Annotated in this window: 27 protein-coding genes, 1 tRNA gene and 1 pseudogene; 10 read left to right on the forward strand and 19 right to left on the reverse strand. The window is 68.7% G+C overall.

The genetic code is table 11. The features are described from left to right. Positions 1 to 12 precede the first annotated feature (12 nt). The gene (locus tag ABZ795_RS06665) at positions 13 to 1,074 is read right to left on the reverse strand and encodes a LuxR C-terminal-related transcriptional regulator (RefSeq protein ID WP_357529465.1); all 1,062 of its coding nucleotides are present in this window, start codon (positions 1,072 to 1,074) and stop codon (positions 13 to 15) included. A 63-nt stretch (positions 1,075 to 1,137) separates the two neighbouring features. Between ABZ795_RS06665 and ABZ795_RS06670 the strand changes: the two genes are divergently transcribed. Continuing rightward, positions 1,138 to 1,857, forward strand: a complete 720-nt coding sequence (locus ABZ795_RS06670; RefSeq protein ID WP_357529467.1) for a protein phosphatase 2C domain-containing protein — start codon at positions 1,138 to 1,140, stop codon at positions 1,855 to 1,857. Positions 1,858 to 1,977: 120 nt separating this feature from the next. Here ABZ795_RS06670 and ABZ795_RS06675 read toward each other — a convergent pair whose 3' ends face one another. Together ABZ795_RS06675 and ABZ795_RS06680 are read right to left on the reverse strand one after the other, a co-directional pair. Continuing rightward, complete coding sequence (locus tag ABZ795_RS06675; RefSeq protein WP_357529469.1) at positions 1,978 to 3,060, reverse strand: NAD-dependent epimerase/dehydratase family protein; 1,083 nt, start codon at positions 3,058 to 3,060, stop codon at positions 1,978 to 1,980. A gap of 145 nt (positions 3,061 to 3,205) precedes the next feature. After that, positions 3,206 to 3,691: an anthrone oxygenase family protein gene (locus ABZ795_RS06680; protein WP_357529471.1), complete on the reverse strand. Its 486-nt coding sequence runs from the start codon at positions 3,689 to 3,691 to the stop codon at positions 3,206 to 3,208. 148 nt (positions 3,692 to 3,839) lie between these two features. Here ABZ795_RS06680 and ABZ795_RS06685 point away from each other — a divergent pair. Beyond that, positions 3,840 to 3,911 (forward strand) — tRNA-Lys (locus ABZ795_RS06685). A gap of 85 nt (positions 3,912 to 3,996) precedes the next feature. Here the strand turns inward: ABZ795_RS06685 and ABZ795_RS06690 are convergent. Genes ABZ795_RS06690 through ABZ795_RS06700 form a run of 3 tightly spaced genes read right to left on the reverse strand, consistent with a single transcriptional unit; the run spans position 3,997 to position 6,973 of the window. After that, positions 3,997 to 5,217 (reverse strand): tyrosine-type recombinase/integrase, encoded by a 1,221-nt coding sequence (locus ABZ795_RS06690; protein WP_357529473.1) that lies wholly within the window; start codon positions 5,215 to 5,217, stop codon positions 3,997 to 3,999. Next, the gene (locus tag ABZ795_RS06695) at positions 5,217 to 5,414 is read right to left on the reverse strand and encodes an excisionase family DNA-binding protein (protein WP_327038957.1); all 198 of its coding nucleotides are present in this window, start codon (positions 5,412 to 5,414) and stop codon (positions 5,217 to 5,219) included. Before ABZ795_RS06695 ends, ABZ795_RS06690 begins: the two co-directional genes overlap by 1 nt. Beyond that, positions 5,411 to 6,973 carry a replication initiator gene (locus ABZ795_RS06700; protein ID WP_357529475.1) on the reverse strand — a complete coding sequence of 521 codons (1,563 nt, stop codon included), beginning with the start codon at positions 6,971 to 6,973 and terminating at the stop codon, positions 5,411 to 5,413. The genes ABZ795_RS06695 and ABZ795_RS06700 overlap by 4 nt, the downstream gene beginning before the upstream one ends. A 1,128-nt stretch (positions 6,974 to 8,101) precedes the next feature. On the opposite strand from ABZ795_RS06700, the gene ABZ795_RS06705 reads away from it, so the two are divergent. Next, positions 8,102 to 8,620, forward strand: a complete 519-nt coding sequence (locus ABZ795_RS06705) for a hypothetical protein (protein ID WP_357529477.1) — start codon at positions 8,102 to 8,104, stop codon at positions 8,618 to 8,620. Between the two features lie 280 nt (positions 8,621 to 8,900). Here ABZ795_RS06705 and ABZ795_RS06710 read toward each other — a convergent pair whose 3' ends face one another. Next, on the reverse strand, positions 8,901 to 9,155 hold the full coding sequence (locus ABZ795_RS06710; protein ID WP_357529479.1) for a hypothetical protein: 255 nt from the start codon (positions 9,153 to 9,155) through the stop codon (positions 8,901 to 8,903). Positions 9,156 to 9,806: 651 nt separating this feature from the next. Further along, positions 9,807 to 10,208 (reverse strand): winged helix-turn-helix domain-containing protein, encoded by a 402-nt coding sequence (locus ABZ795_RS06715; protein WP_357529481.1) that lies wholly within the window; start codon positions 10,206 to 10,208, stop codon positions 9,807 to 9,809. Between the two features lie 195 nt (positions 10,209 to 10,403). Between ABZ795_RS06715 and ABZ795_RS06720 the strand changes: the two are divergent. Both ABZ795_RS06720 and ABZ795_RS06725 read left to right on the forward strand, forming a co-directional pair. Further along, positions 10,404 to 10,718 (forward strand): annotated as a pseudogene (locus ABZ795_RS06720) (hypothetical protein); the annotation flags it as partial. Next, complete coding sequence (locus ABZ795_RS06725) at positions 10,715 to 11,011, forward strand: hypothetical protein (protein WP_357529483.1); 297 nt, start codon at positions 10,715 to 10,717, stop codon at positions 11,009 to 11,011. The pseudogene ABZ795_RS06720 and the gene ABZ795_RS06725, both read left to right, overlap by 4 nt. A gap of 46 nt (positions 11,012 to 11,057) precedes the next feature. Here the strand turns inward: ABZ795_RS06725 and ABZ795_RS06730 are convergent, their stop codons facing one another. The 3 genes from ABZ795_RS06730 to ABZ795_RS06740 all read right to left on the reverse strand — a co-directional run bounded on the left by ABZ795_RS06730 (position 11,058) and on the right by ABZ795_RS06740 (position 14,081). After that, complete coding sequence (locus ABZ795_RS06730) at positions 11,058 to 12,686, reverse strand: recombinase family protein (protein WP_357529485.1); 1,629 nt, start codon at positions 12,684 to 12,686, stop codon at positions 11,058 to 11,060. Between the two features lie 68 nt (positions 12,687 to 12,754). Then, a complete protein-coding gene (locus ABZ795_RS06735; protein ID WP_357529487.1) occupies positions 12,755 to 13,000 on the reverse strand; it encodes a hypothetical protein in 246 nt (81 codons plus the stop codon). Positions 13,001 to 13,148: 148 nt separating this feature from the next. Continuing rightward, positions 13,149 to 14,081: a replication-relaxation family protein gene (locus ABZ795_RS06740; RefSeq protein ID WP_357529489.1), complete on the reverse strand. Its 933-nt coding sequence runs from the start codon at positions 14,079 to 14,081 to the stop codon at positions 13,149 to 13,151. Positions 14,082 to 15,173: 1,092 nt separating this feature from the next. Between ABZ795_RS06740 and ABZ795_RS06745 the strand changes: the two genes are divergently transcribed. After that, positions 15,174 to 15,416, forward strand: coding sequence for a hypothetical protein (locus ABZ795_RS06745; RefSeq protein ID WP_357529491.1), 243 nt, complete (start codon positions 15,174 to 15,176; stop codon positions 15,414 to 15,416). A gap of 74 nt (positions 15,417 to 15,490) precedes the next feature. Here ABZ795_RS06745 and ABZ795_RS06750 read toward each other — a convergent pair whose 3' ends face one another. Genes ABZ795_RS06750 through ABZ795_RS06760 form a run of 3 tightly spaced genes read right to left on the reverse strand, consistent with a single transcriptional unit; the run spans position 15,491 to position 18,002 of the window. Next, a complete protein-coding gene (locus tag ABZ795_RS06750) occupies positions 15,491 to 16,138 on the reverse strand; it encodes a restriction endonuclease subunit S (protein WP_357529493.1) in 648 nt (215 codons plus the stop codon). After that, the gene (locus ABZ795_RS06755; protein ID WP_357529494.1) at positions 16,126 to 17,799 is read right to left on the reverse strand and encodes an N-6 DNA methylase; all 1,674 of its coding nucleotides are present in this window, start codon (positions 17,797 to 17,799) and stop codon (positions 16,126 to 16,128) included. Before ABZ795_RS06755 ends, ABZ795_RS06750 begins: the two co-directional genes overlap by 13 nt. Before the next feature lie 2 nt (positions 17,800 to 17,801). Continuing rightward, positions 17,802 to 18,002, reverse strand: coding sequence for a hypothetical protein (locus ABZ795_RS06760; protein ID WP_046571315.1), 201 nt, complete (start codon positions 18,000 to 18,002; stop codon positions 17,802 to 17,804). 185 nt (positions 18,003 to 18,187) lie between these two features. Here ABZ795_RS06760 and ABZ795_RS06765 point away from each other — a divergent pair, with 185 nt between their 5' ends. Then, entirely contained in the window at positions 18,188 to 19,801 is a 1,614-nt protein-coding gene (locus ABZ795_RS06765; protein ID WP_357529497.1) for a hypothetical protein, read from the forward strand. A gap of 68 nt (positions 19,802 to 19,869) precedes the next feature. Here ABZ795_RS06765 and ABZ795_RS06770 read toward each other — a convergent pair whose 3' ends face one another. Further along, on the reverse strand, positions 19,870 to 20,076 hold the full coding sequence (locus ABZ795_RS06770; protein ID WP_357529499.1) for a DUF397 domain-containing protein: 207 nt from the start codon (positions 20,074 to 20,076) through the stop codon (positions 19,870 to 19,872). Then, positions 20,073 to 20,960: a helix-turn-helix transcriptional regulator gene (locus tag ABZ795_RS06775; protein ID WP_357529501.1), complete on the reverse strand. Its 888-nt coding sequence runs from the start codon at positions 20,958 to 20,960 to the stop codon at positions 20,073 to 20,075. Before ABZ795_RS06775 ends, ABZ795_RS06770 begins: the two co-directional genes overlap by 4 nt. Positions 20,961 to 21,432: 472 nt before the next feature. On the opposite strand from ABZ795_RS06775, the gene ABZ795_RS06780 reads away from it, so the two are divergent. Genes ABZ795_RS06780 through ABZ795_RS06790 form a run of 3 tightly spaced genes read left to right on the forward strand, consistent with a single transcriptional unit; the run spans position 21,433 to position 22,371 of the window. After that, the gene (locus ABZ795_RS06780; protein ID WP_357529503.1) at positions 21,433 to 21,684 is read left to right on the forward strand and encodes a hypothetical protein; all 252 of its coding nucleotides are present in this window, start codon (positions 21,433 to 21,435) and stop codon (positions 21,682 to 21,684) included. A gap of 1 nt (position 21,685) precedes the next feature. Continuing rightward, a complete protein-coding gene (locus ABZ795_RS06785; RefSeq protein WP_357529505.1) occupies positions 21,686 to 21,967 on the forward strand; it encodes a hypothetical protein in 282 nt (93 codons plus the stop codon). After that, positions 21,964 to 22,371: a hypothetical protein gene (locus tag ABZ795_RS06790; protein ID WP_357529507.1), complete on the forward strand. Its 408-nt coding sequence runs from the start codon at positions 21,964 to 21,966 to the stop codon at positions 22,369 to 22,371. The genes ABZ795_RS06785 and ABZ795_RS06790 overlap by 4 nt, the downstream gene beginning before the upstream one ends. Positions 22,372 to 22,409: 38 nt before the next feature. On the opposite strand, the gene ABZ795_RS06795 is transcribed toward ABZ795_RS06790, so the two are convergent. The 3 genes from ABZ795_RS06795 to ABZ795_RS06805 form a co-directional block, all read right to left on the reverse strand. Continuing rightward, positions 22,410 to 22,838: a hypothetical protein gene (locus ABZ795_RS06795; protein ID WP_357529682.1), complete on the reverse strand. Its 429-nt coding sequence runs from the start codon at positions 22,836 to 22,838 to the stop codon at positions 22,410 to 22,412. A 192-nt stretch (positions 22,839 to 23,030) separates the two neighbouring features. Further along, entirely contained in the window at positions 23,031 to 23,666 is a 636-nt protein-coding gene (locus tag ABZ795_RS06800; RefSeq protein ID WP_357529509.1) for a hypothetical protein, read from the reverse strand. Between the two features lie 25 nt (positions 23,667 to 23,691). Continuing rightward, positions 23,692 to 23,952: a hypothetical protein gene (locus ABZ795_RS06805; RefSeq protein WP_095563279.1), complete on the reverse strand. Its 261-nt coding sequence runs from the start codon at positions 23,950 to 23,952 to the stop codon at positions 23,692 to 23,694. Positions 23,953 to 23,954: the final 2 nt, after the last annotated feature.

Raw genomic sequence — 23,954 nt, forward strand, 5'->3', positions numbered from 1 at the left:
TCGATCTCCGGCTCAGCCGTCGCGGGTGGCGGTCGGGGCGGCGACGGCGAGTCGTTGGCGTACCGCCCAGAGCGCCGCCTCGGTACGCGAGGCCGCACCGGTCTTGCGCAGCAGGTTCGACACGTGCACCGTGACCGTGCGTACCGAGATGCCGAGGGCGCGGGCCACCTGCTTGTTGGACATCCCGGCCACCAGGCAGTCGAGCACCTCGACCTCCCGACCGGTCAACTCGACCGTGGCAGCTACCGGAGAATCCGGACCGTCAGCGATCCGCGCAGCGGGCACAACAGCAGCGTCCGACACCCCAGCGGCGAGCAGGGTGGTGGGATCCGCTCCGGCGTGTGCGGCCAGCAGTTCGGTCAGGGCGTACGGGTTGCCGCCGGTGTGCTGCCAGACCCGGTGCACCAGCCCGGGGTCGGCGGCCGACCCGGCGTACACCTGGTCCAGCACTTCGGCGACCTCGGCGGGGCGCAACGGGCCGAGATGCTGGCGCACGACCCCGCGTACCCCGCAGAGGCGGGCCAGGGTGCGGCCGGTGAGGGCGGGTGCGACCGCATGGGTCGCGGGCCTGGTCGCCACCATCAGCAGAGCCGGCAGCCCGTCGGCGGTGGCCAACTCACCGACCAGGTTGAGGCTGGCCGGGTCCAGGGCGTGCAGGTCCTCCACGACGAGTACCGCCGGGCCGGTGCCGACCAGGGCCCGCACGGTCCGTACGGCCAACCGGAGCAGGGTGCCGGGGGCGTAGCGCTCCGGCGGGGCGGTGGGCTGCTGGGCCAGCCAGGCCAGCGCGTCGGCCGGAAGATCAAGTCGACTGGTGTCGCGCCCGCTCAGTACGGCGGCCAACCAGTCGTACGGGGCGGGACTGTGCAGCCGGGCGGCTCCGCTGAGCACCACCTCGGGCCGGGGGGTGAACCCGTCCAGGGCGGCGGCTACCAGCAGGCTCTTGCCCACTCCCGCGCCGCCGGTGACGACCGCGACAGCCGGGGACCGACGGTTGCCGTCCACCACGGTGGACCACGCTCGGCCCAGCTCAGCGAGCTCACCGGCGCGCCCGACCATGGACACGGGCAACATTCCTCAACCCTACGCAGTAGTGCGTAGAGACGCGGGACAGGTCTTCTTGGCAAGCTTGACCCCATGACGCTGATCCTCCGCTCGGCCATCCTCAACGACATCGGCCTGGTTCGGACCAACAACGAGGACTCCGCGCTCGCCGGCGAGCGCCTCGCGGCGGTGGCCGACGGTATGGGTGGGCTGCCTGCCGGTGAGGTGGCCAGCGAGATCGTCATCCGGATCCTGGACGAGCTGATCCCGCCTACCGCCCCGGACGCCGCCGCCGACGCGCTGCGGGCCGTGGTGAGCACGGCCAACCAACGCATCCACGCCGCGATCGCCGCCGAGCCGGCCCGCGACGGCATGGGTACGACCCTGACCGCGGTCCTGCTGGCCGGGAACACCCTGGTGCTGGCCCAGGTCGGGGACTCCCGCTGCTACCTGTTCCGGGAGGGTCACCTGACCCAGTTGACCCGTGACGACACCTTCGTGCAGGCGCTTGTCGACCAGGGGGCGCTGACCCCGGACCAGGCCCGGCACCACCCGCAGCGGTCCCTGGTGACCCGCGCGGTGCAGGGCGCGGACGCCCCGCCGACGATGGGGATGTTGACGGTAGCCGCCGGTGACCGGCTGTTGCTGTGCAGTGACGGGCTCTCCGACTATGTGACCGACGACGCCATCGCGGCCACCCTGGGGCTGCACGCCGATCGCCACCAGTGCGGCGAGCAACTGGTCAAGCTGGCCCACCAGGCCGGTGCGCCGGACAACGTCACCGTCGTGATCTCCGACGTGATCGACGACTGAGGCCACCCGAGTTCATGACCCGAGGGCTGCCGCACGCCATCGGGTCACCGCCCTGCTGATCGTGACGGTGGCCGGGGTGTTCGGGGTCCGCCTGCGGCGACGCCGACACCTGACCTGAGATCAGTAGGGGTTGCCGTGCCCGGCGACCCGGGCCCGGGTCAGGGCGGCCGGACGACCCGGCAGGGTGGGGGCGTCCGACAGCGGCGGGCCGTCGGTGTGGGCACCCTCGGCCATGCCCGCGAACAGCTCCTTGAGGGCCTCGATCGCGGTGACCCGGGGCCGCCACCCCAACTCGGTCTCGGCCCGCTCGCTGGACATCAGGGGCACGTTCAGCGCCAACTCCACCCACCCGGCGTCGACCGGTTGCAGCCGGGCCCGCCAGGTCAACGCCGCGGCGGTACGCAGCACCGGGGCAGCCACCGGCACCGTCCAGCCGTGGAAGTGCCGAGCCACCAGCTCCGGGGTCAGCACCGGGTCCGCAGCGACATTGAAAGCGCCGCGCACATCACCCAGAACCGCCCGGGCGTACGCGTCAGCCACATCGTCGGCATGCACCGCCTGCATCCGCAGCCGCCGGTTCGCCGGCACCAACGGCAGCCGCCCGAACCGCAGCAGCCGCACCGGCACCAGCGGCCCGAGAAAGTACCGGCTGATCTCCGTACCGGCCTCCCGCTGAAAGATCAGCCCGGGCCTCAGCCGTACCACCCGCAGCCCCGGATGGGTCCGCTCGATCCCGTCGAGCATCTCCTCCACCGCCGCCTTGTCCCGGCTGTACGACGAGGCCGGCACCCCGGTCGCCGGCCATCGCTCGCTGACCGGCGCGTTCTTCGGCCCCGGCGCGTAGGCGCCGACCGAGGAGGCGTACACCAGGGCCGGCACCCCGGCACGCAACACCGCGTCGACCACCGCCCGGCTACCCTCCACATTGGTACGACGCAACACCCGCTGGTCGTGGCTGGGCTGAATCTGCCAGGCCAGATGCACCACCGCATCCGCCCCGGTGAAAACCTCGGTCAACTCCTCCGCCGCACCGGGCAGACCGATGTCACACGAGTGCCACCGCACCCCGTCGTACGGCTCCCCGGCCCCCGCCGGAGGCAGCCGCCGGGCCACCCCGACCACCTGGACGTCACGCTCACGCCGCAACCGGCGCAGCAGCGCCGTACCCATGTTCCCGCTCGCCCCCACCACCACGATGCGCATCCCCGGCCCGTACCCGATAAGTCGCCGTCCACGCCTGCGCGGATCACGGCGTCGGGAACCACACCGATCCGGGTTTGCTCAGGCGAGGTCGACGACGACCTTGCCTCGGGCCCCGCCCTGCACTGAGCACAGGTCCGCCCAGACCTCAGCTCGGCCTTACCGAGCGAGCAGTGCTCCGATCAAGCAGGCGAAGGCGGCGACCGAACTGACCGTACGGACCAGGTTCCACCGCACCCAGGGCCCCTCGAACCGCCGCCGGATCCGTGCTCGCGTCGACCGACCCGGCGGCGTCCAATTGATCATTGAGCGGCACGTTCGACCGCATTGTCACAGCGAAGGTGACCAGATGGCAGACCAGTGCGGCAACCAGCCAACCGAGCACCGCACCGCCGGCACCGAGGTGACCGAGCACCGCCGCCACGACCAGCAGCGGCCCGCCGAGGAACACCGACAGGAACCAGCCGTTGAGAATCTTCCGGTTGATCGACTGCATGGCACCGACCAGGGTCCGGTCATCGGTCGCCCCAAGACCCGGCATGACCGAGCAGGCGTACGCGAAGAACAACCCGGCCACCAGCCCGGTGCTGAAGGTCGCCCCAGCCAGCACGACGACGCGGATCGGCTCCGACATGATCAATCTCCCCGCATCCCGAGTGACGACCGCCCGATCCTGCCAGCCGTGTGCGAGTCGCTGATGGCGCGGCACTGTCGTCCGGCCCGATCCGGGGGGTCTGAGCATCGCGCGCCGGGCCACGGGGGTCAGGTAGCCTGTGGGCCGCGGGCCGCTAGCTCAATGGCAGAGCTGTGGACTTTTAATCCATAGGTTCAGGGTTCGAGTCCCTGGCGGCCCACTTTCCCGCAGGTCAGCGGCCCTTTGTGGGTTGTTTGGGTCGTGTTTTCGGCCCGTACAGCAGCGAAGTACAGCAGTAGGCCCCTTCACCGGTCGAGCGCGCTGCCGAGCCGCTTGAGGGCGTCGCGGGTGGCCGTCGAGGACACCACCGTGTAGATCTCCATGGTGATGGCGAACTGGGCGTGCCGGAGGATCTGCATCGCCACCCGGGGGTGGACGTCCAGGTCCGCCAGGAGTGAGGCGCAGGTACGCCGGGCGTCCCGCACGGTGATCCGCCGGACTCCGGCCGCGTCACAGCGCCGGTCCCAGAAGCGGTTGAAGTTTCGCGGCTCGACCGGCCGGCCGTAGCGGGTAGTGAAGATCAGGTCTGACGGTTGCCAGGCCGGACCAGCGGCGTCCCGGGCGGCAGTCTGCGCGGCACGGCGGCGGCCGAGCGCCACGGTGCAGATGTCGGGCAGCGGCAGGGTGGCGTCCGAGGCGGCCGTCTTCGTCTCCCGGTGCAGCAGTTCGGCACCGACCCGCTGGAGTTGCCGATCGATGGTCAACTCCCCCGCGTCCAGGTCGACGTCCGCCCAGGTGAGCCCCAACATCTCGCCCTTACGCAGACCGAGCACCAGGACCAAGACGTACGCCGCATAGAGCGGGTCGTCGTCGGCGCGGGCCGACTCCAGGAAGCGTCGCGCCTCGTCGCTCGTCCACGCCTTCCGCTTGCGCTTGCGTACCGGTGGCAGCTTCACCAGCGACGCGACGTTGCGGCTGATCAGCCCTTCGGTGATCGCCTGCGACAGCAGCGTCCGGAGCACGGTCCGCAGGTGCGTGACGCTGGTCGGCGAGGGCAGATCCTGGCAGCAGCGGCCGAGGGCACAGCAGCGACGCTGCGCCGGCTTGCGCCGCTCGTCCTTGCCCTGGGCACAGCACTGGCAGGTCCGACCCACCTCGTTGATCCAGGTCTGGACGTCGCTGACCCGGAGCTTGTCGAGGCGCTTCCGGCCCAGCCCTGGCACGAGGTACAGCCGCACCACCACCTCGTAGGTGACGTAGCTGCCGGGCGCCAGGTTCGGCTTGACGATCTCGCGCAGCCAGTAGCCGGCGTACTCCCCCACCGTCGGGGAGCGCGTCGCCACCGGACCGGCCTTGGCCTGCCCGTGCAGCTTGATCCACTTGTCGTGGACCTCCTCACGGGTCTTGCCGTAGACCCACTTCCGGCCCCGCTTACCGTCCGGCTTCTCCACCCAGACGTACGCGGCGAACCCGTTCCGGTACGGGAAGATCGACCCTTCCCCGTTGGCACGAGCGCGTCCCGACATCAGGCCGCCTCCTGCCGGTCGACCTGGTCGCGGATGTAGTCGTCGACCCATTCGGGCAGGATGCGGCGGTACTTGCCGTCCTTGATGGAACGCAGCTCACCGGTGGCGATCTTCATCTTGACCTTGGAGATGCCGAAGCCGAGCAGGACGGCGACCTCGGCGGGCGAGTACCAGCGGGGGCGCAGGTCGTGGTTCATGCGGCGGCTCCGGCGAGCCAGGCTTCGTGAGCGAGTTCTTCCCGACCGACGCGTCTGCTCTCCCGTCGCTGTCGGGCGGCGGTGTTGGCGAGCAGCGCGTCACCGTCGGTGCGCCAGCCGGCCCCGAGGTAGGTGAGCGTGCCGACGGTGAGGGTGTCGGCGGTTTCGTTGTCTTCGGTGCGGCGGTAGGTGGCGCGGGTATCGCGGAGTAGGCCGAAGGTGATGGAGTAGCGGCGGGCTTTGGTGAGGAAGTGGCCGCCGAAGCCGAGCATGTGTGCCCAGCGACGCAGTCCGGCGTAAGGGTTGGTGTCAAGGTGGCCTTGACGGTCCGCGAGCTGTGCGGCGCTGCGGGTGGTCTGGGTAGCGGTGGGACGTCCGAGTCGCCAGCAGGCGTCGATGAGGCGGGCGAGGTGGTCGCCGTCGGGGTTGGCGTAGGCGTCGATGGTGTCCGGGGTGAGCCGGGTCGAGGCGTGGCCGGTGACCTCGGTGGCTTTGGTGGCGTACTTGGCGAGGTAGGCGGCCACCTTGGCGTCGGTCACGTCACCGTCGCCGCTACCGATGCGGCGTACGTCGACCTGCTTTCCCCAGGCGATCGGCCAGCCGTTCGGCCGGTCGGGGTGTGGTGGGGTGGTGACGGTGATCTGCCGGGCGGCGGCGTGCACGGCGTCGTCCAGGTCATCGGCGGTGATCCCGGCCGGCGGCGGCACCAGAGCGTCCTTGTCGCCGGGATCGACGCCGTCGAGGCGCAGCAGGACGTGGAAGTGCACGGCTCCCCGGCGCTGCATCTCGGCGACCTTGCCGTGCGACACCCGCACCGGCGGCACCCGACGCACCCGGCCGGAGTCGGTGACGACCTGGACGTGCCTGATGCCGCGTTGGCGGCAGAGAGCGGCGAGGTGGCGTTCGATGGCCTGTTTGGTGCGCCGCCACAGTTCGCCGGCGAATCCGTTCCACACGGCCTGGTGGTCGTGGTCGTAGCAGTCCAGACAGAGTGGCCGCCCGAGCTGCGGATCGTCGGCATCATGGCGGGCGAAGCAGGCCGCGGGCTGCCCGTGCTCGCAGGTACCGGCGTCACGGCGGGCGCGGCAGGGCGCGGGTCGGCAGTCGCACCGCTGGCGGTTGGCGCAGGTGTGCCGGGGGATATGCCGGTGGTGGACCGCGCCGAAGGACGGTGCGGTGAAGGTGGCGAACACGACCGGATGCCGTGCGACGGTGGCGGGGACGGTCTTGCCGCCGGTCAGGCCGGTGCGGACGATCTGGAAGGCGTCGCCCGCGTAGACCCAGGCGCAGTCGGGGCACTGCGAGGCACGGCGGTTGCCGCACGCCTTGTAGATCGACCGGTCGGGCAGCTCGTCGGTGTGTAGCTCTCGGATGATCCGGCCGGTGTCGGTCTCCACGGCGGTGAGGGTGCCGGTAAGGCGGATCGGGCGGGTACAGCCGCCAGCGGAGGCGGTGTGTTCCAGCCAGCCGAAGTAGTCCGGCGTGGCGGCACGGTGCAGGGCTTGGGTGATCCGGCCGGCGGCGAGGCTGGGCCGGGACAGGGCGAGTGGGGTAGACATCGACTTCTCCTCGCGGGGTGGCAGGGACGGAAGACGAAGCACCACCAGCCGTGGACGTGGGTCCGCTGGTGGTGTTCGTCGTGTCTCCTGGCACCGCCGAAAGGGCGGCTGACGCCGGAGGGCGGAATCGTGGTGGTGCCACACTCCGCCGATCGGTGATGTCCTCTCGTGGTCGTAGAGGTCATGGGGCCGGCACGGGTGGGGAGCCTGAGATACCGGCATCCGGCGGGATTGCCGCAGGCTGCCCCACCCGTGAAAGTGGGCGAATCCGGGCCATCGTGGACGGCGAAAGGCCGTTCTGGGCTGCTCGGCGGATTCAGAGAGCCGGCACTGTGGCCGGAGCGATGGAGAGGCGGCGGGATGTGGCCCGCATCAGCGGCAGGAAGGCCGCTCGGCGTCTCAGTGGTCGAGTCCAGCGATCCGGCCGAAAGGCCGCGCTGGCGTGCTCAACGAGGGCCAGAGTAGCACCGCGTACCGACACGTCAACCCGCCGTAAACCCGCATGGTCGAGGTGGAACGGCCGACTGCCGGCCGGCGTGGGAGGACTTTCTGTACGTCTATCAAGGCGGCCCTAGGCGGGCCGCACGCGCCGCCGCCTGGGCGCGCGTCCGTCGCTCCGCTGGCGCCTCCGACTCCGGCCACGCAACACGCCCGGCGGCTGGCGCGGAAGCGGGAAGCCCAAGGGGCCGCCGCATGACGACAGGGGTGTTGACCGGGTGGTGGTGAGCCGGCAGCCGGCCGGGCCGCGCGGCCACGAGCCCGCGCGGCGTTGGGCAGCGCACGCCGGCCGCGTCGGCGAGCTGGCGGCCGGGTAGCGGGGTTGCGGTTACTGCGCCTCCGGCGGGGGCGCTCGGGCTCCGGGATGGTCGGGGGGTCCGTCGGCGGATGCCGGGCCGTGGGTGGTTGCGGTGGGCCATCCCGCCTGCCATCGACCCGGGCAAGCCGAGCAGACCGCCGCCCGACCCGCCAGCGTCCGACCGTGCGTCAAGGCCGTCTTGACGTGGCGGGCCGGGCGGAGGCCCGCTCCCCAGGAGGGCGGGTCGACGGCAGACGGGATGGCAGGTGGTGGAGGCTAGCGCCTGTCTGGTGGGGCGGCAGGAGCTGTTGCCTGCTCTCTAGGCTGCTGCCGTGGATAACGGGCTGACTCACGGCGCTAGCTTCTTCATCAACTTTCGGCGCTACCTTCCGGATCCGAAGGAGCACGGGTTCCGGTGGGTCGACATCAAGCAGCTCCACTTCTCTAACGAGTACCTGGACGATAGAGCGTTGCTCGCCGCACTCATCGCGCATGAGCAGTTCCGCGATGACTATGCAGGTGGTGGAGTGCTGCCGGATGGGTCCCGGCATGGTCCGTACTGGCTGCGGTTGATCACTCCCGAACTCTATGAGCCCATTAGCCAGGAGAAGGCCGTACAAATCCTGCGCGAGTGGATAGACCCTCTCTGGGACGTCCCCACCGAGATGGAGGAAAACCTACAGCGAGAGGTGTTTGCCCGCCTTGCCGCAGCCAATGGCATTTACTACCTCGGGGAGCTCAGTGATGAGGCGATTCATGACTGGGGCCGTGTGCACGACTACTTCCACGAGTTCGTGCTCATCGACCGCTCGACTTCGCAGATCAATCTCATCGTGGCCGCCGACGACTGAGGCAACCACTGGGTGACTAACTGGGTGACGATCGGCTTGGGCACCACTGGACGAGTACGGACGAGCACGGACCATGCCGGCAGCGATTGGCCAATAGAGCAGCAGGTAAGAGCCCCATCATTGTTGCCTGGGGGTCAAGGAGTGCTCGGGGCACACACGGGGCACAAGACAGCGTGAAACGTCGGCAACCAGCCATCAACGACGTGAGCCCAGGAGCGAGCGTGACCAGCGCGTCGACCAGGCCGCAGCAGGTCAGGCGAGAGTACGTCTAAGTTCCGCTTCAACGTCTGACAGTCGTGGCGCCTTCGGGTCCATGGCTCCCGGCGATGAGTGCGAAGCGACGAGAGAACTCGACGGCCTCCTCCAGGTGGAGGGTTTTGACGGGCGACTCGCTCAGCGGTGGCGTATCCATGCAGATTGAAAAGCGGGTTCGCACCAGCGTGTCGTCCGGGCCTTCCTCATCGATGTCGACAAGCTCGGGCGGTGTGCCAGGGGAGGCAGTGCCCGAGACTGTCCAGATGTACTGGAACTCCACCTCTGCTTCGTGCGGGCAGCTCCAGGTTAGTTGACTTAGTGAGGCACCACCGGCGGCATTGGCCCACGCGCTCCAGCCTGTGCCGTCGCTCCGAAGGTAGATCCAACTCGACTCCATCGACCCGTAGTCATACGGGCCGCTGTCCCACAGCCCTACGAGGTCCTCGTTCCGCACACATCGCATGATCTCAACTGGTACGTGCTTAGCCGCCCACATCCGCGCCCGTTTCGTCTGCGACGACGCGGTGGCAGGCGGCCGTTGACAGCAGCAGTGACAGCAACGACCCCGGACCGAACCGAACTGAGAAAGCGATCGATGGCCGGCAGTCTGAGAGGGCGGTTAGGAGCGAACCCGCCGGAAGGCCACCAACCAGACGCAACGCATAGATCGGATCAAGTTACTGCGGACCGCCCTCTGAGGTCAGCGACGCTCGCAGACAGCAGCGGACGAGACACACAGAGCGTGTAAGCGAGGCGTCAGCAGCGAGGCAGCGAGAAGGCAGCAAGAGCGTCGGCAGGGGTTGACCCTGAACGCGAACCGCCGGCGTCCGGCACCTGCTCGCCAACGCGGACCGCCACCAGTTACTACCGGCTGACAGCTTGAGACCGCATCCCCCCAGCGGGGGTCGACGACCGACACGCGAGGAACGGGCTAGCGACCCACGCGTACGCGGTCGGCGGCGTACAGCTCGCGGGAGCCGTCGGCGCGGAAGATCACGAGCACCGGGACGCCTTCGCCGATCTCCAGCTCACGACGCTCGGTAGGCGTCGGCATCCGGGCGGAGGCGGTGTCGCCCTTGCGTAGGGTCACCGTCTCGGTCGGTTCGACGGCTCGGACGAAGGTGCCGCGCGGCGGTTCTACGATCACGAGCCCTTCCGACCGGAGTAGCGCTATCGCCTGCCGCACACTCGTACGGCTCAGCCCGTGCTCCTGAGCCAGCCGCAGTTCACTCGGCAGTGACGCACCGGGCGCGATGTCGCCAGACGTGATCCGGTCCCGCAGGAGGTCTGCGAGCTGCCGGAACACGGCCCGATCCGCGCTGGGGTCGATCACGAATGTGACGCTACGTGTCCAACAGTTCTACATCTTATTGTATCTACAGTCCTACGTCGGTACGGTGAACGTGCAGGTGCGGCGGTCGGATGACCAGCTCAGGCCCGGCCGCCGCGCCGTCGACCCGCGCCCGAGGGGAGATCTGGTGCCGCGCGTTTCGTACGAGGAGTACCTGATAGCCACCGCCCTCACCTTCGCCCGGCGGCACCGGCCGGTCTGGTCCTGGCAGAAGTGGCGGCGAATCTGCCGGTGCGGAGCCGATCTGGCCTGCCACGCCCGGCACCGCATCCCCATCAACCGTGGCCACTGGCCGGGAGAGGAGGCGCAGTGAAAGACGACCAGGAGCACACGATCCTCGCAGTACACATCCGAGGGCTCGACGGCATGTGTGCTGGTTGTCGGGCGTGGTGGGCGCGGCTGGCCCCGTACCCGTGCTGGCAGGTGGACTGGGCGACCAGCCGGCAGGCCCGCGCGAGCGTCGCCCGGTTCCTGGGCGGTGGTGTGCGGTGACCACCCACGGCCCGGTGCTGCCGATCTGGAGCTGCGGCGGCTGCGACCTTCCCTGGCCCTGCCCGACCCGACGCCAGGAGCTACGGGCGGAGTACGCAGGCGCTCCGCTGTCGCTGGCCCTCTACCTCGGTGCCTACCTCGTCCAAGCCGCCGAAGACATGCCCTGGGCACCGGCCGGCGCGCTCCACCGACGCTTCATCGGCTGGGCCAGACAGCCTGCGGAAGTACAGCAGCGAAGTACAGCAACCGTGCCCACCGAACCCGGCCGAGAAGTGCGTCAGCAGCCCGGATGACCTCGAACCACACCCCAGGAGGCCGGTTCGCCGGCAATCCATAGGTTCAGGGTTCGAGTCCCTGGCGGCCCACCGATTGCACCATTGTGCGAACCGGTGGTACTTCTGAGGTGCCCCCGTCCGTTTCGGGCGGGGGCATTGTCGTGTCGGTGGGGATCTTGAACACGGGTATGACTCCCTGGTCGGTGAGTTGGACTTCGGCGATGAGGGTCTCGATGGCGGCCTTGCGTTCGGTGTCGCTGCCGCTGGCCATGATCCTGGTGAGGTAGTCGCGGATCAGGGCGATGGTGCCGGGTGCCGGTGGGGCGGGCTGGGCCGCGAGACCGGCTGCGAGTTCGGCGTGCCGAGCATGGAGTTGAGCCAGTTGTTGGCGGAGCTCCCGGATACGGGGGCCGGCGGTGGCGTCGTCCATGGTGCCGTTCTCGAACGCGGTGTGATACCGGTCGATGGCCGCCTTGGTGGTGGCGATCTGGTGGGCGAGGGCGGTGAGTTCCGCACTGCGGTCGTCGGTGGTGGCGGCGCGTTGGGCGTGGGCGCGTTCGATCATGGCGGTCAGGACGGGTTCGGCGGTGAGGTAGAAGTCGTGCAGCGCGGTGAGGATGGCGTTGTCGAGGTCGTCGGCGGGTAGGCGGGGTGCGTCGCAGGTGGCGTGTTTGCCGTAGCGGGTGCGGGTGAAGCAGGTGTAGTAGCGGTAGCGGCGGGTCCGTCCGTTGGCGCACGTGCCGATGTAGCGCTGTCCGCAGCGTGGACATGTCAACAGGCCGGTGAGGTAGTAGTCCGAGTCGGACATCGCCCGCTGGGTTTGGACGTCACCGCGCGCTGCGGCGATGTCCTGGGCACGCTGGAAGGTGTCCCGGTCGATCAACGCGTCGTGGGCGTCAGGGACGTAGACGTCGCGGTAAGCGATGTCCCCGACGTAGGCCGGGTTGTCCAGGATCCGGTTGATGGTGTGTCCGGACCACTTCTTCCCGGTCCGGTTCGGGACGCCGCGTTCGTTGAGGATGGTGGCGATGGCGCGGGTGCCGACGCGGTCGCGGGTGTAGAGGCGGAAGATGTCGCGGAGGATGGGGGCCTCGTCGGGGTGGGGGACGAGGCGGTGGTCGGGGTTGACGAGGTAGCCGTAGGGGCGGGTGCCGCCGGCCCACTTGCCTTTGCTGGCTTTCGCGGTCATGCCACTTTTCACTCGGTCGATGATGATGTTGCGTTCGAATTCGGCGAACACGGCGAGGAGTTGGAGCATCATGCGGCCGAAGGGTCCGCCGGTGTCGACGGGTTCGGTGGCGGAGGAGAATCGGACGCCGGATGCTTCGAGGATGTTGATGAGGTCGAGTAGGTCGGCGACGCTGCGGCTGAATCGGTCGAGTCGGTAGACAAGCAGGACGTCGTAGAGGCCGGCTTTAGCGGCGTGGAGTGCTTTCCGAAGGCCGGGTCGGTGGGTGGTGGCGCCGGAGGCGTCGTCTTCGTATTCGGCGACGATGGTCCATCCGGGCTGGGACTTGACGTATTTCTCCAGGGCGGCGCGTTGGGCGTCGAGGGAGAAGGGTTGGTGTTCGTCGTCGGTGGAGCGGCGGATGTAGACGCAGACCCGGCACGGGCCGGTCGGCCGCTCAGCTGTGGTGGGCTGGTGGGCGCGTCGGCCGCGCCGCTTGGGCGGTGCGAGGGGTGGGGCTGTCAAGGGGGTGTCCTTCGCGGTGGAGGGGTGGTGCCGGTGGCGGCCGGGCGGACCGCCACCGGCAGGGCGGGTTACGGGAAGAGGTCGGGGTGGTCGTCGATGAAGTGGTTGAGTAGGACGGCGAGTGCTTCGGCGGCGTTGTCGAGTTCGGTAGGGGACATGGGTACGGTTTCGATCCGCGCGATCCGCATCGGAATAGCGGTTTCTTTGTTGCGGGTGCGGGGTGTTTTCGCATCGCCGTTGTTGGTGGCGGTACCGGGATGTGGTGCGTCAGGATAGCTCCGGACGTCGTTTTCGTGGTGCGGCTTGTGGGCCACGTTCCTCCGAAAATCGGGAAAGCCGGCTGGGGTCGGAGGATTCCGTTCATACGTTGCTCCTCTCGTTCGAATTGCAGCCCGTCGAGTTGGGCGGGAGGGTAGCTCGGTGATCTGTCAGCGGCTGGGACTTCGATCTCTCGGTGATCTGTCAGCCGCTGTCGGCAGGCTGTCGACAGATCCGTGACAGACCGGTGCTGCTGTCAGTCGGCGGCGTCGCGGTGGTGGTCGGATGAAGGGTGTGGTCGGCCAGGTCGGCGAGGCGTAGCCGATGCGGCCCGCCGACGGTCCAGACGGCGTCGGCGGGGCACAGGCCGGCGGTGGTGGCGTAGTCGCGGGCTGCGGTCGCGACGGGCAGCCCGGTGGGTTCGGCGGCCAGCCGCAGCCGCAGGTTGCGTTCCCGGGTGGTGGAGTGCAGCCAGAACAGCACGGGCCAGACCTGGCCGAGGGTGCCGAACAGGTCCCGGTAGCCGGCGAGTTTGCCGGTCAGCACGTCGAGCTGCTCACCACCGGTGTCGTACTCGACGAACACCGGCACCAGGCGGCCGTGTTCGGCCCACAGGGCGTAGCCGTCGGGCCGGACCCGCGGCTGGTAGGCGCGGACCAGAGCGGGGTCGTCGGGTCGGGTGAACGCGCCCGAGCGGGCGCACGCGGCCTCGGGTAGCCAGCGGACCAGGTCCGTGTCGGGGCGGGTGCGGGCGTAGCCGGCCAGGTCGGTGAAGAACTGGTTCACCCCGAGCCGGTGTGCCAGTGTCCGGGTGGAGGTCCACCGCCGCCGCTGGATGCGGGCGTGGTCGCGGCGGGGTGGGCGCTCGTCGCGGTCCGCGGCGACGACGTCGGCGCCGAGCTGGTCGAGCAGGTAGTGGTAGGGGTAGGAGCCGCCGTCGGGCCGCTGCGGCCGGAACCGGTCCACCAGCCCCAACTGGTGCAGCTTGCGCAGCCGCCGCTGGCAGAAGTCCAGCGACGGGAACAGGGCATGGGCGATCTGGAACGAGGTCAGCACGCCGTGGTCGTACAGCCAGCCCAGCAGGACCCGGTCCCGTCCAGTCAGCTGGGACTGGACCCGAAGCACAGGATCAACCATCAGCGGCGGTCACCCCCTTGCAAGGGATGCGGATGACGCACCCTCTGGGGGAGAGACCCGAGACGTGGAGGGTCTGTCGGAGGACAGGTGGCAGCCGGTGACAGCCGGACCGACCTGCACTGTGAGGAGGGGACGGGGGTCCGTTCGGGGGTCAGGTTCAACACTGACGTCAACACGGACGCCAACCCTGACCCCCGAACGGAGATCAAGACGGGTTCTGTCAGCACCCGCCGCCCGCGATGTCGAGCCGGCCGGCGGTGCAGGTAATCGGGAAAGTGGGTGAGAAGCAACGAGACTCCTTATGGAAGGGGTAGCGAGAGTGGGCCGCCGGGTCGACGGCTCGCAGGGGCATTCCGGTGGTGTCGCCTCCGCGCGTCGGGCCGGGCAGGATCTGGGCACGGCCCTGTCTCAACCGGCGAGCGAGACGGCGCGAGCGGTAGCGGGGGTTGGTCGCTGTGTAGTTTTCAAGGAACACGGCCATTCCCGAGCGGAGCCGGGCGGCCAAGGCGGAAGCGGACAGCACCCATCGCCCACGGCCGTGGAACCAGGACCATGGGTGACAGTTGCTCGACAACGGCGAGAACGATCCAGCGGACCACCCGGTCTTCAGCCCAGGCGAAGGGCGGGACCGGGGCTACCGGGCGGCGCGCGTCAACGCGTGCAGCACGATGGGCCGGCTCAGCTCGCCGGAACCAGATCCTTCATCAGGGACCTCCCGTCAGGTAGCTCGCACGCCAACGAGGGGTCGAGGACCGCGACGACAGCGGGTGCTCTACCCGGGAGCGCCCGCCCGTACGCTGATCGGCCCGGTAGCCAGGTCGTCGCACGAGGACGTGCCTCTATTGCGCATCAGCCGGTCACGCCGGTCAAGTGCGATCGGCCGGCCGGGAGCGCTGGCCAGAGCGATGAACGTACGCCTCTGTTCGCCTGCGTCCACCCACGGTGTGCAACAGTCCGCTCCAGTCCCGCTCCATCCAGGCCAAAGAATCTTGAGGAAATCGTTCGGCCTCCCAGGATATGAGACGCCAGCCGGTCGACCGCAGACAAGCGGCGGTCTGTCCGCACCGGTCGGGATGAGATACGTTCGCCATCATGGCCTTCGATGAGCAGGACGGCCCGGTAGGGGCGTGGATCAGGCGGACCGAGTACGTTTCCTGCCCTGTATGCGGTCGGTACGAAGCCAGTCCGGCCGCCGACGCCGTGCTGAGCGCCGACAAGACGAAGGAGCTGCGTCCGTGCCCGTCCAGGGCCGAAACGGGTTGCACCGGGGTGGCTGAGGTGGACGCCTACTTCGAGGCGCCGCCGAGTGAGTGGACGCACACCAACCTCACGTAGCCGTCGGCGCGTTGATCAAGTGCGCAGATGCCCGCGCCGGCCCGGTTCCGCCGCGACTTTCTCAGACCGAAGCCCTACGCGTCACGACTGACATTTGCCTCCGGCAGCACGGGATTGCCGGCGAGCATCTGCGGAATAAGTAGTCCTCGTAGCGCTTGGGTGGCCTGGATGACGTCCTTGTGCGCGCGGATCTTTGTGTCGATGGCTCTGGCGACCTCGGTAATGCTCAGCTGCACGGCTGCGGGCGGCAGCACGAGGGGCATTGCCCGGATCTTCCGGCCGTTGAGGGTCGGCAGCACTCCACGCTGAGTGTGTTCGGCCAGCCACTCCTGCACCGCCGGGTGGGTGAGGTAGCACGCGATGTACTCCGCGGAGATGTCTTGCTTAGCGCGGATGCGGATGCAGGAGCCGCCGAGCAGCCAGCGCTCTTGTCGCTCGGTCACCGTCGCGTGCCGGGTTGTTCTACCGATGCGCACGAACACGATGTCGCCGGAACAAAGCTCGTACCGTGGCCGAAGGCGTTTGGCGGTTTCCTCGTCCACGCTGACGCTGGAGAGAATCCCCTCGGGGCCGATGTCGCCGGCCTTCACGACGGGGACACCTCCGATTACGTACGCGGAGGAACTCAACGTGGTGCCGGATGGGCCTGGTTGCACGTCGCAGCACTCGCCAAGCTGCCGCGTTTGCCAGTCGTCCGGGACGGGGCCAATCAGCGTGTCCACGACACCAACCTTTCGAGGCAGCGGTCGAGGGTCAGGTCGGCTGTTCTGGCCTCGTCGTCCAGCCGGGCCAGGTTGCTTCGCAATGCGGGAAGCGTGGGCGAGGTCCGCCGGTCGGTCACGACTTGCCGACCCTGATTCAGATAGGTGCTGGGCTGAAGGTCGTAGCTGTGCTCCCGGATCTCCGTCACCGTCGCTGTGGTGGCGGCGAAGTCTTCCGTCGCGATCGGGAGGGCGGCCGTCTTGTTCATCCATCCTTGATGCGCGTCGAGGACTGCTTGGCAGCCAGGCTCTGTCAACACTCGGTGGGTAGGGCCGATCTTGCGAGTCGCTCCCCGCGCATCGACGAAGAGAACCTCCTCACCTGCAGTGTCGCCAGGATGAGCCAAGATCCACACTGTTACCGGGACCGTGGTCTCGCGGAACAGGTGACTGGGCAGCGCGACAACACAGCGAACGGCTCCACGCTCGACCATCGCCCCCCTGATCTCCCGCTCCCGGACGGTGAGCGCGAACGTGGCGTTGTAAGGCATGATCACGGCAGCCCGGCCGCCGGGCGCGAGCGCCTCGACCGCCGCCTGCAACCAGGCCATGGTGACGTTGTGCGGGGAAGGCTCGCCGTACGGCCACGGGCGTGCCGATCGGGCCGTGGGAAGGCTCCAGTTCCTCATGCCGAACGGCGGGTTGAGCAGCACGACGTCGAACCGGCCCGGTTCGGCGTCGATCTCCCCGGGGTCCGACGGCGGCCCATCTCCGAGGTCGATCCGTATGCCGTGGATTGCGGCGTTCATCGTGGCGAGGCTCCAGGTCCTGGCCGTCGCAGCCCGTCCGGTCAGCGCCACTGGTGAACCCGATCCGGCCAGGCGCGTCATATGTTTCCCCGCCGCCACCAGCAGGTTTCCCAGGCCGCAGCAAGGGTCGTGCACGCGGCTCCCGGGTGCGGGATCGACCATCCGCACCATCAGACTCGCCAGCCCAGCCGGAACCAGGTATTCGTCTGGGCTGCTGTGGCGGAACCTGGCGAACTGGTCGAGCAGGTACTCGAACACCTTGTCGCCGGGTGTCCGGACGTCGTCGAGGATGCGAACGATGTTGAGGAGCTGATGCCGTCCATAGACGGTTGCTGGAGCGTCTCGAAGGACTGTTGTGGCAGTCGAAAGGGGCGCCGCCTGCCGCTGCCATGCCTGCGTGACAACCCCATGAATCGTCTCAATGGAGGATCTCGATATCGCCGCCCAGTCGACAGGGGAGGCATCTCGCAGGCACAGTAGGGACAGGACGATGGCCTCGAAGACTGCCGGTACCTCGCTCTTGCGTAGCAGCCGCTCCAGGGGCGACCACAACCGCTCGTCGAGTAACTCCGCCGCCGGTTCAGGCATTGGATCAACGGTAGCTGGTGGTACTGGATACCCGACCGCGGAGCGGAACCGTTCCCCGTAGGTCCTTCCCAGACGCTCGCCGGGCAGCAACGCTGGACGCGGGATCCGGCGGCCATCGAGCCACGCCGCCACCGCCGACGTCAGGTAGCCATCCTGGGATCCGCGCCGAACGAGCTGAGGAAAGTTCTTGGGATGCCTACGCGCCCAGTTGCTCACCGCCTGGGTGGTGACGGCTGCGGCGTGAGCCACCTCCTCCTTCGTCATCAGCTGCTCCACCCTGGACATGGTCAGCGCCCCTCTCGGCTGCTGCCACGGGAGCTACCTCCCGGGCGGACCGATCCCCGCACCGCGCGGATCAGCTGCGTGAGGTGACGGGTCCGCCGCTCGCTCATGATGACCCAGCCAAGGAACAGCACCGGTAACAGAATCGCACCCATGATGTACGGCCCGGGGAGATCACCGACCAGCTGCGCCAGCCTCGCCGCCATGCTGCCTCCTCCTATGAGATTTCGTTGTCGCACTCGAAGCTAGGGGCAGCAGCCCGACGAACGAAGCGCGTATCGATGATACGCGGACATTTGTTTTGCCGCTGTCCGGGCGTAGCGGCGAAGGGCGGCGGTATCCCATCGTGGGCAAGGGAGGCCAGCTCAAACTCGCGCAAGGGTGTCGATCCTTGCGGATCAGGCCCTGGCAGTCGAAGGTCGAGGGCGTGCAGATATGGGATCCGCTGAAGGAACACCAGCTGCTGTTGCTGCGGCGGATCGGCGACGGAGACGACCTCAGCGGCTCCGACGGACTCGACCAGCGCCACTCGGCTCGAGCACTGCAGACCCGCCGGCTCGTCGACATCAGCCGCCGGGGCGGTGTGTGGCGGGCCCAGATCACCGACGCCGGCCGCTTCTACCTCGACAACGGCATCCACCCCGACCACCCCGACCGGCTCCCGCCCGGCAGGGCGACACCCCGCCAGCGCACCCGGACCGCCATCACCTCCAACCGCAGTGGGTCGGCTTCGAGCCGGTCGCCAGCCGGTGGCGGCGCCACATCGGCCGACTCGCCGCAGCCTCCGACCACCCCAACGGTCGAGCAGGCCCGGCAGCTCGTGGAACGCCTGCAGGCCGAGGGCGGGACCATGCGAGTCGAGAGCCCCGACTCCGAGGAACGTGCCCTGTATCGGCGGGTCATCCACGCGGCCAAGCAGCACGGTCTCGTGCCCGCCGGGTTCCACCTCAAGCACACCGGCCGCGCCGCCGGAGACCTAATCATTCGGCTGTCCAACGACGACGACCCGGACGACAAGGATTGGAACCGGATCCGGCTCAACACACGCCGTGTCACCACCGACCCGGACCTCGTGTTCGCCGCGCTGGAGAAGAACCCGGCCGGACTGGAGGTTACGAAGGCATCCGTCCCCCGGGCGCTGGGCCTGATCCGCGGCCTCGCCGCCGAGGCCCGACGGCGGGGCCACCGGGTCGGGGTGAACACCAAGACCAAGAACCCGTCGGTCTACCTCCAAGTCGACAAGACCCGTCGCAGGGTCAGGCTGATCGAGGAGTACGACGACGTCCCCCACGTCCCCACCGCCGAGAAGGCCCGGCAGTCGCGGCGCAACCGGTGGATGGTGCTGCCCAAGACCGACCGGGTCGCCTCCGGCCGTCTGCGGATGGAGATCGCCCGCGCTGGCTGGGACAAGAAGGACACTTGGACCGACGACAAGCGCACCACCCTGGAGAAGCGCCTCCCCCGCATCATCCGTGACGTCGAAGCCGGTATTGCTGCCGACGAGGAAGCCAAACAGGCTGCCCAACGGGCCCACGACGAATACGTCGCTGAGCAAGAAAGGAAGCGGGCAGAAGAGCGTCGCCGCTGGCAGGTCGCCCTCGACGAGGCCCGCCCCCAAGCCGCCGAACTCCTGCGCAAGAAGGCGTTCCAGCGGGCCTACGACTCCTGGATCTCCGCCAACGAGATCCGCGCTTTCTGCGACGCCCTCGAAACCGCGCCCGACGAACCAGCCGACTCGGACAACCGCACCCGATGGATCGACTGGGCGCGAGCCGCAGCCGACCGCCTCGATCCCACCTGCGGCGACGGAGCCCTCGCCGGCATCGAATTCGACATCACTCCCCAGCCCGACGACCTACGGCCCTTCATCGGCGACTGGAGCCCGCACCAGCCCCACCGCGAGTACCGGTCGGAGCGCGACCAGCAGGCCATCAACGCCACCCGGCTTCAGGCCGACACCTGGCACCACGGTATGCGCGGACGCCCCAGTTGGTGGCGCAAGTAGCAGCCATGTGCAGAAGCGCGCCCATGGTCGCAGACGGTCGGCTGGGCCCGTCCGACGGATGCGTTCGCCTACTGGTGGGTGAAGTGGCCGTACTTGGCGCCGGCCAGAAAGCTGGTCCAATCCTCCCGGCGGAACAGGAGGGCCGGGCCGGTGGGGTCCTTGCTGTCGCGGAGAGCCACCGCGTCGGCGAGGTCGGCGACCTCGACGCATTGGCCGTTTCCGCTGGACCGGGTGCTCTTTCTCCACTGGGCGCGGGACAGGTCGACTGAGGTCATCCCGTACCTCCTTTCTGACTGATCGCTGCGGCGTGTTCCTGGATCAGCTTGATCGAGCTGGTCGGGTCGAGTGCGGTGGCGCGGAGGTGTTCGAACGTGCTGGTGTAGCGGCGGACGTCTGCTTCCCGTTCGAGGAACAGGTCGCCGGCCATGCTGTCGACGTACACCAGAGCGGGGTCGGCTGGGTCGGGGAAGTCCATGACAACGAACGAGCCGGGCATGCCGGCGTGCGCGCCCGTGGTGAACGGGATGACTTGAAGGGTGACGTGCGGTTGGCCCGCCGCGGTCACCAGGGCGTCGAGCTGTTCGGCCATGACGGCTGGTCCGCCAGTCAGCCGGTGCAGGACGGCCTCGTCGAGGATCGCCCAGAGGCGTAGCGGCTCCGTCTTGCGGAGCGACTCCTGCCGCTGCATGCGCGCCTCCACCCGGGCCTGCACGTCCGCGTCGGTCGCCAGCGGCAACACGCCCCGGATGACGGCGCAGGCGTAGTTCTCGGTTTGTAGGAGGCCAGGGACGAAGAGCGACTCGTAGTTGCGGACCGAGCGGGCTTCGGCTTCGAAGCTGATGTACGTGGTGTAGAGCTCGGGCAGTTCCGACTCGTACGCCTGGAGCCAGCCCAACTGCGCGGCCTGGCGGGACAGGGCGATCAGCTCCCTGCGCTTGTCCTCGTCGGTGACGCCGTACTTGTCCAGCATCGCCATCAGGGTGCGCCGCTGTGGGCGGACCTTGGCCGTTTCGATGCGGTAGAGGGTGGCGGGATTGATGCCGGTCTGCTCGCTGACCTCGTCGCGGGTGAGGCCGGCAGCGGTGCGCAGGCTGCGCAGCTCCGCCGCGAGCCGCCGGAGGCGCACGGTGGGCGGTTGCCGTCGAGCTGACAACTCCATGTCCCTTCGCTCCTGTCGTAGTGAGAGTGTGCCCGCCGTTCGGATGCAACCTCCAGGCAGGCCAGGCAAGTGACGTACGTGCGAATGCAATCCTTGCATTATCACTAGTGCATAGGCACTATGGGCGTGAGCATGTCAGGCCGGTGCGGCCCACGAAAGCCGCGCGGTACGGCGGTGGGCTCGCGCTCCCAGGGGCTCACCGTCCGTCCGGCCTCGGACGCCTTTCGGCGGGACGCAGCCCGTCACCCGAAGCGGGCTGCGTCCCCCACGAGAGGCCGAGTCAGGGAGGCAACGCAGTGGTTCCATCCCTCGTCCTAGCGGTGGTCGCGGTGCTCGGCTTCGCCGCTGGACTGTTCCTGTTCAAGGTCAAGTCCCGATGGTGTCGACGGTGCGGGTCGGCACTGAACTGCCCCGACTGCGGCGGCCGTAGATCCCGCCCGCATCCTGGCCGGACGAGTTGGACGAGCGGACTGTGACCCCCACGCCGATCACACCTGTAGTCGCCGTCGCACCCGGCGACGTCGTGCACCTACGCGAACCGGACTACCAGCACGGCAGCGGCACGCTACGGCTGCGGATCGTCTGCGTCCGCCTCGACCTCAGCCTCTGGTACGACGGCCAGTGGGTGTGGCTCGAAGGCATCGAAATGCCCACGACCGGCGGCCCCGGACGCTTCCGGCAGGTACTCGCCCGCGTCGGCGCCCTCCCACAGCCGCAGGACTGACATGGCCACCACCGTCTACCTGTCCGCAGCGGCCATCGACCAGCTCACGACCGCGCAGCGAGCGCTCGACGAGCACGTCACCTCCAGCGCCACCGGCTACTGCCTGCGCTGCCAGCTCATCGGCCCCTGCCCCACCAACGAGCAAGCCGCCGCCACCTTCACCCGCTACGGCCGCCTACCTCGACGAACACCCGGCGCGACCCGACCGCAGCTCATCAACGCCCGCCGCATCACCGCCGGCCCCGATTCCGCAGCCCACCTCACCCGGAGGTACCAACCGTGACCCTGCCCGACATCACCGCCGCGCTCCGAGACCTGCACGTCTCCATCGGCCAACAGCAGGACCTGACCAAGGTCGTCATCCAGGACGCCGAGAACGCCCGAGCCGAGTTCCGCGCCCTGACCACCGGAGCCACCAACCCCCTGGTCAACCGGGCATTGGGCAACTACGCCCAAGGAATCGTCAAGCTCCGCGACGGCTCATGGCTGCTCGCCGAAGCCGGCGGCATCCTCGCCGAGTACGCCCGAGCAATCGGCATCGACATGCCGCCACGGCAACCGATCGAGGGCAAGCGGAAGGCCGAGCCGAATCCCGACGAGCACAGCGACACCGGTCCTCGCCAACCCGGCCCTCAACGGCTCCCGCAAGCCGACGAACCGGCACAGCGCGACCCGTCGGCTGGCTGACCCTCTATGACGTGGTGGAGTGCGGTGACGGCCGGCGCTCAGCCACCGGCCGTCGCCACCGCCACCAGATGCTTTCCGACGAGATCCTGAGCCTGCTTCACCTCGTCCACGCCCTCTTCGAGGCGGACAGGCGCCTGCCGGCAAGCACGCACCGCGCTGTTCAGCAGGTTGTTTCCCCCGCCCCGGCTGACCTTCTGGAAGTGGGCTTGAGCCTTGTTCACCAAGTCGACGACCTCGGCGATGCCGCGCCCCACCTGATCGAGCGTCTGCAGCACCATGCTCAACTCCGCCATCACGGAACCGATCGGACCGCCACCCCGCCCGGCGGTGATCCGATCCAGTCCGGCGTTCATGGCCCGTCCGACCAGGCCACCGACCTTCATGCCGGCGTACGCAGCACCCACCGCCACCAAGGGTGAGGGCTGGTGGCCAGCGGCATCGACTGCCGCGGTGGCCGCCACAGCGATCCCAGCCCCTGCCACCTTCCCGACCTTCTCGCTGACCTTGGTGATGCCTTCTCGAGCGGACTCGATGGCGGTGTCACGGAGGGCGCCGACCGTTGCCGTCAGCGCGCCAGCAGCCTTTTGCCGCGCCCCGGGTGTGCCCAGGTCCCTGGTTCGTCCCCGCTGGCCGCGCCCTCTCGTCCAGGCCATCGACAGCTACCGCACCAGGTCGAGGAATGCGCAGCCAGACGCGACCAGCATCGGAAGAGTCTTGGCGAGCTCGCTTGCCACCTCGGCGGCGGTAGCTGCCTCCACGTCCTCGCCAGCCCCGCGCTGCTCCTTCGCCCCTGTCTCGAAGTCAGCGCACGCATCCCATAGCGAGCCGACGCTCGAGGAGTAGGCCCACATGCCATAGACGGTGTAGTTGACCTTCACGTGCGCCTGCCCGTTATGCCCGATGAGGCGTCGGTCCGGCTCCTCGGGGGTGTTGCCCATGCCTTCCGCGAGCGGGTGGAGCTTGATCCGCCGGAACGGTTTCTCCAGCTCACTATCCGGGTCGAACTCGATCAGTAGCCCCCGGTCAAGGAGTCGCTCGATGACCGGCACCGGGTTGGCAGGTCCGTTGCCGGCTGCGATCACGTCCCGCTGAAGTGTCTCGCGGTTGACCTCCAAGCGAGCGTGCCGCTCTGGGTCGAGGAAAGCTCGTCCCCACACCTGGAACTCTTCGTCGGTCAGTTCCTCGGAGTCGTTGCCGAGGCGTACCTCCCAGTACTCCGGTGTCGGATCGGGCGGGGTGACGTACCGGTAGGAGGGGCCGAGGTTGAGGCCGACGGGGACGATGACGGTGGGCATGGAGGGAACCTTCCGGGGTTCGGTGTCAGAGGACGGCGTTGTACTTTTCGGTCTGAGCGATGGCGGCCTGGATGAGGCCGGCGCCCTCGCCGAACTTCTGCTTGGCGGCGCTGAGTTTGCCTATGGCGCCCATGACGGCGGGCTGCTGGGTGCCGGCGGCGAGGGCCTGGAGCACGGCTATGGCCCGGTCGACCTGGGCGTTGACGCCGGCGAGCTGGGCGAGTGCCTTGTCGGCTTCGGACTTGCCGTGGGCGAGGCCTGCCTTGATGTCTCCGATGGTGGCCACTG

The organism is Micromonospora sp. NPDC047134, assembly GCF_040643455.1.
GTDB lineage: Bacteria > Actinomycetota > Actinomycetes > Mycobacteriales > Micromonosporaceae > Micromonospora.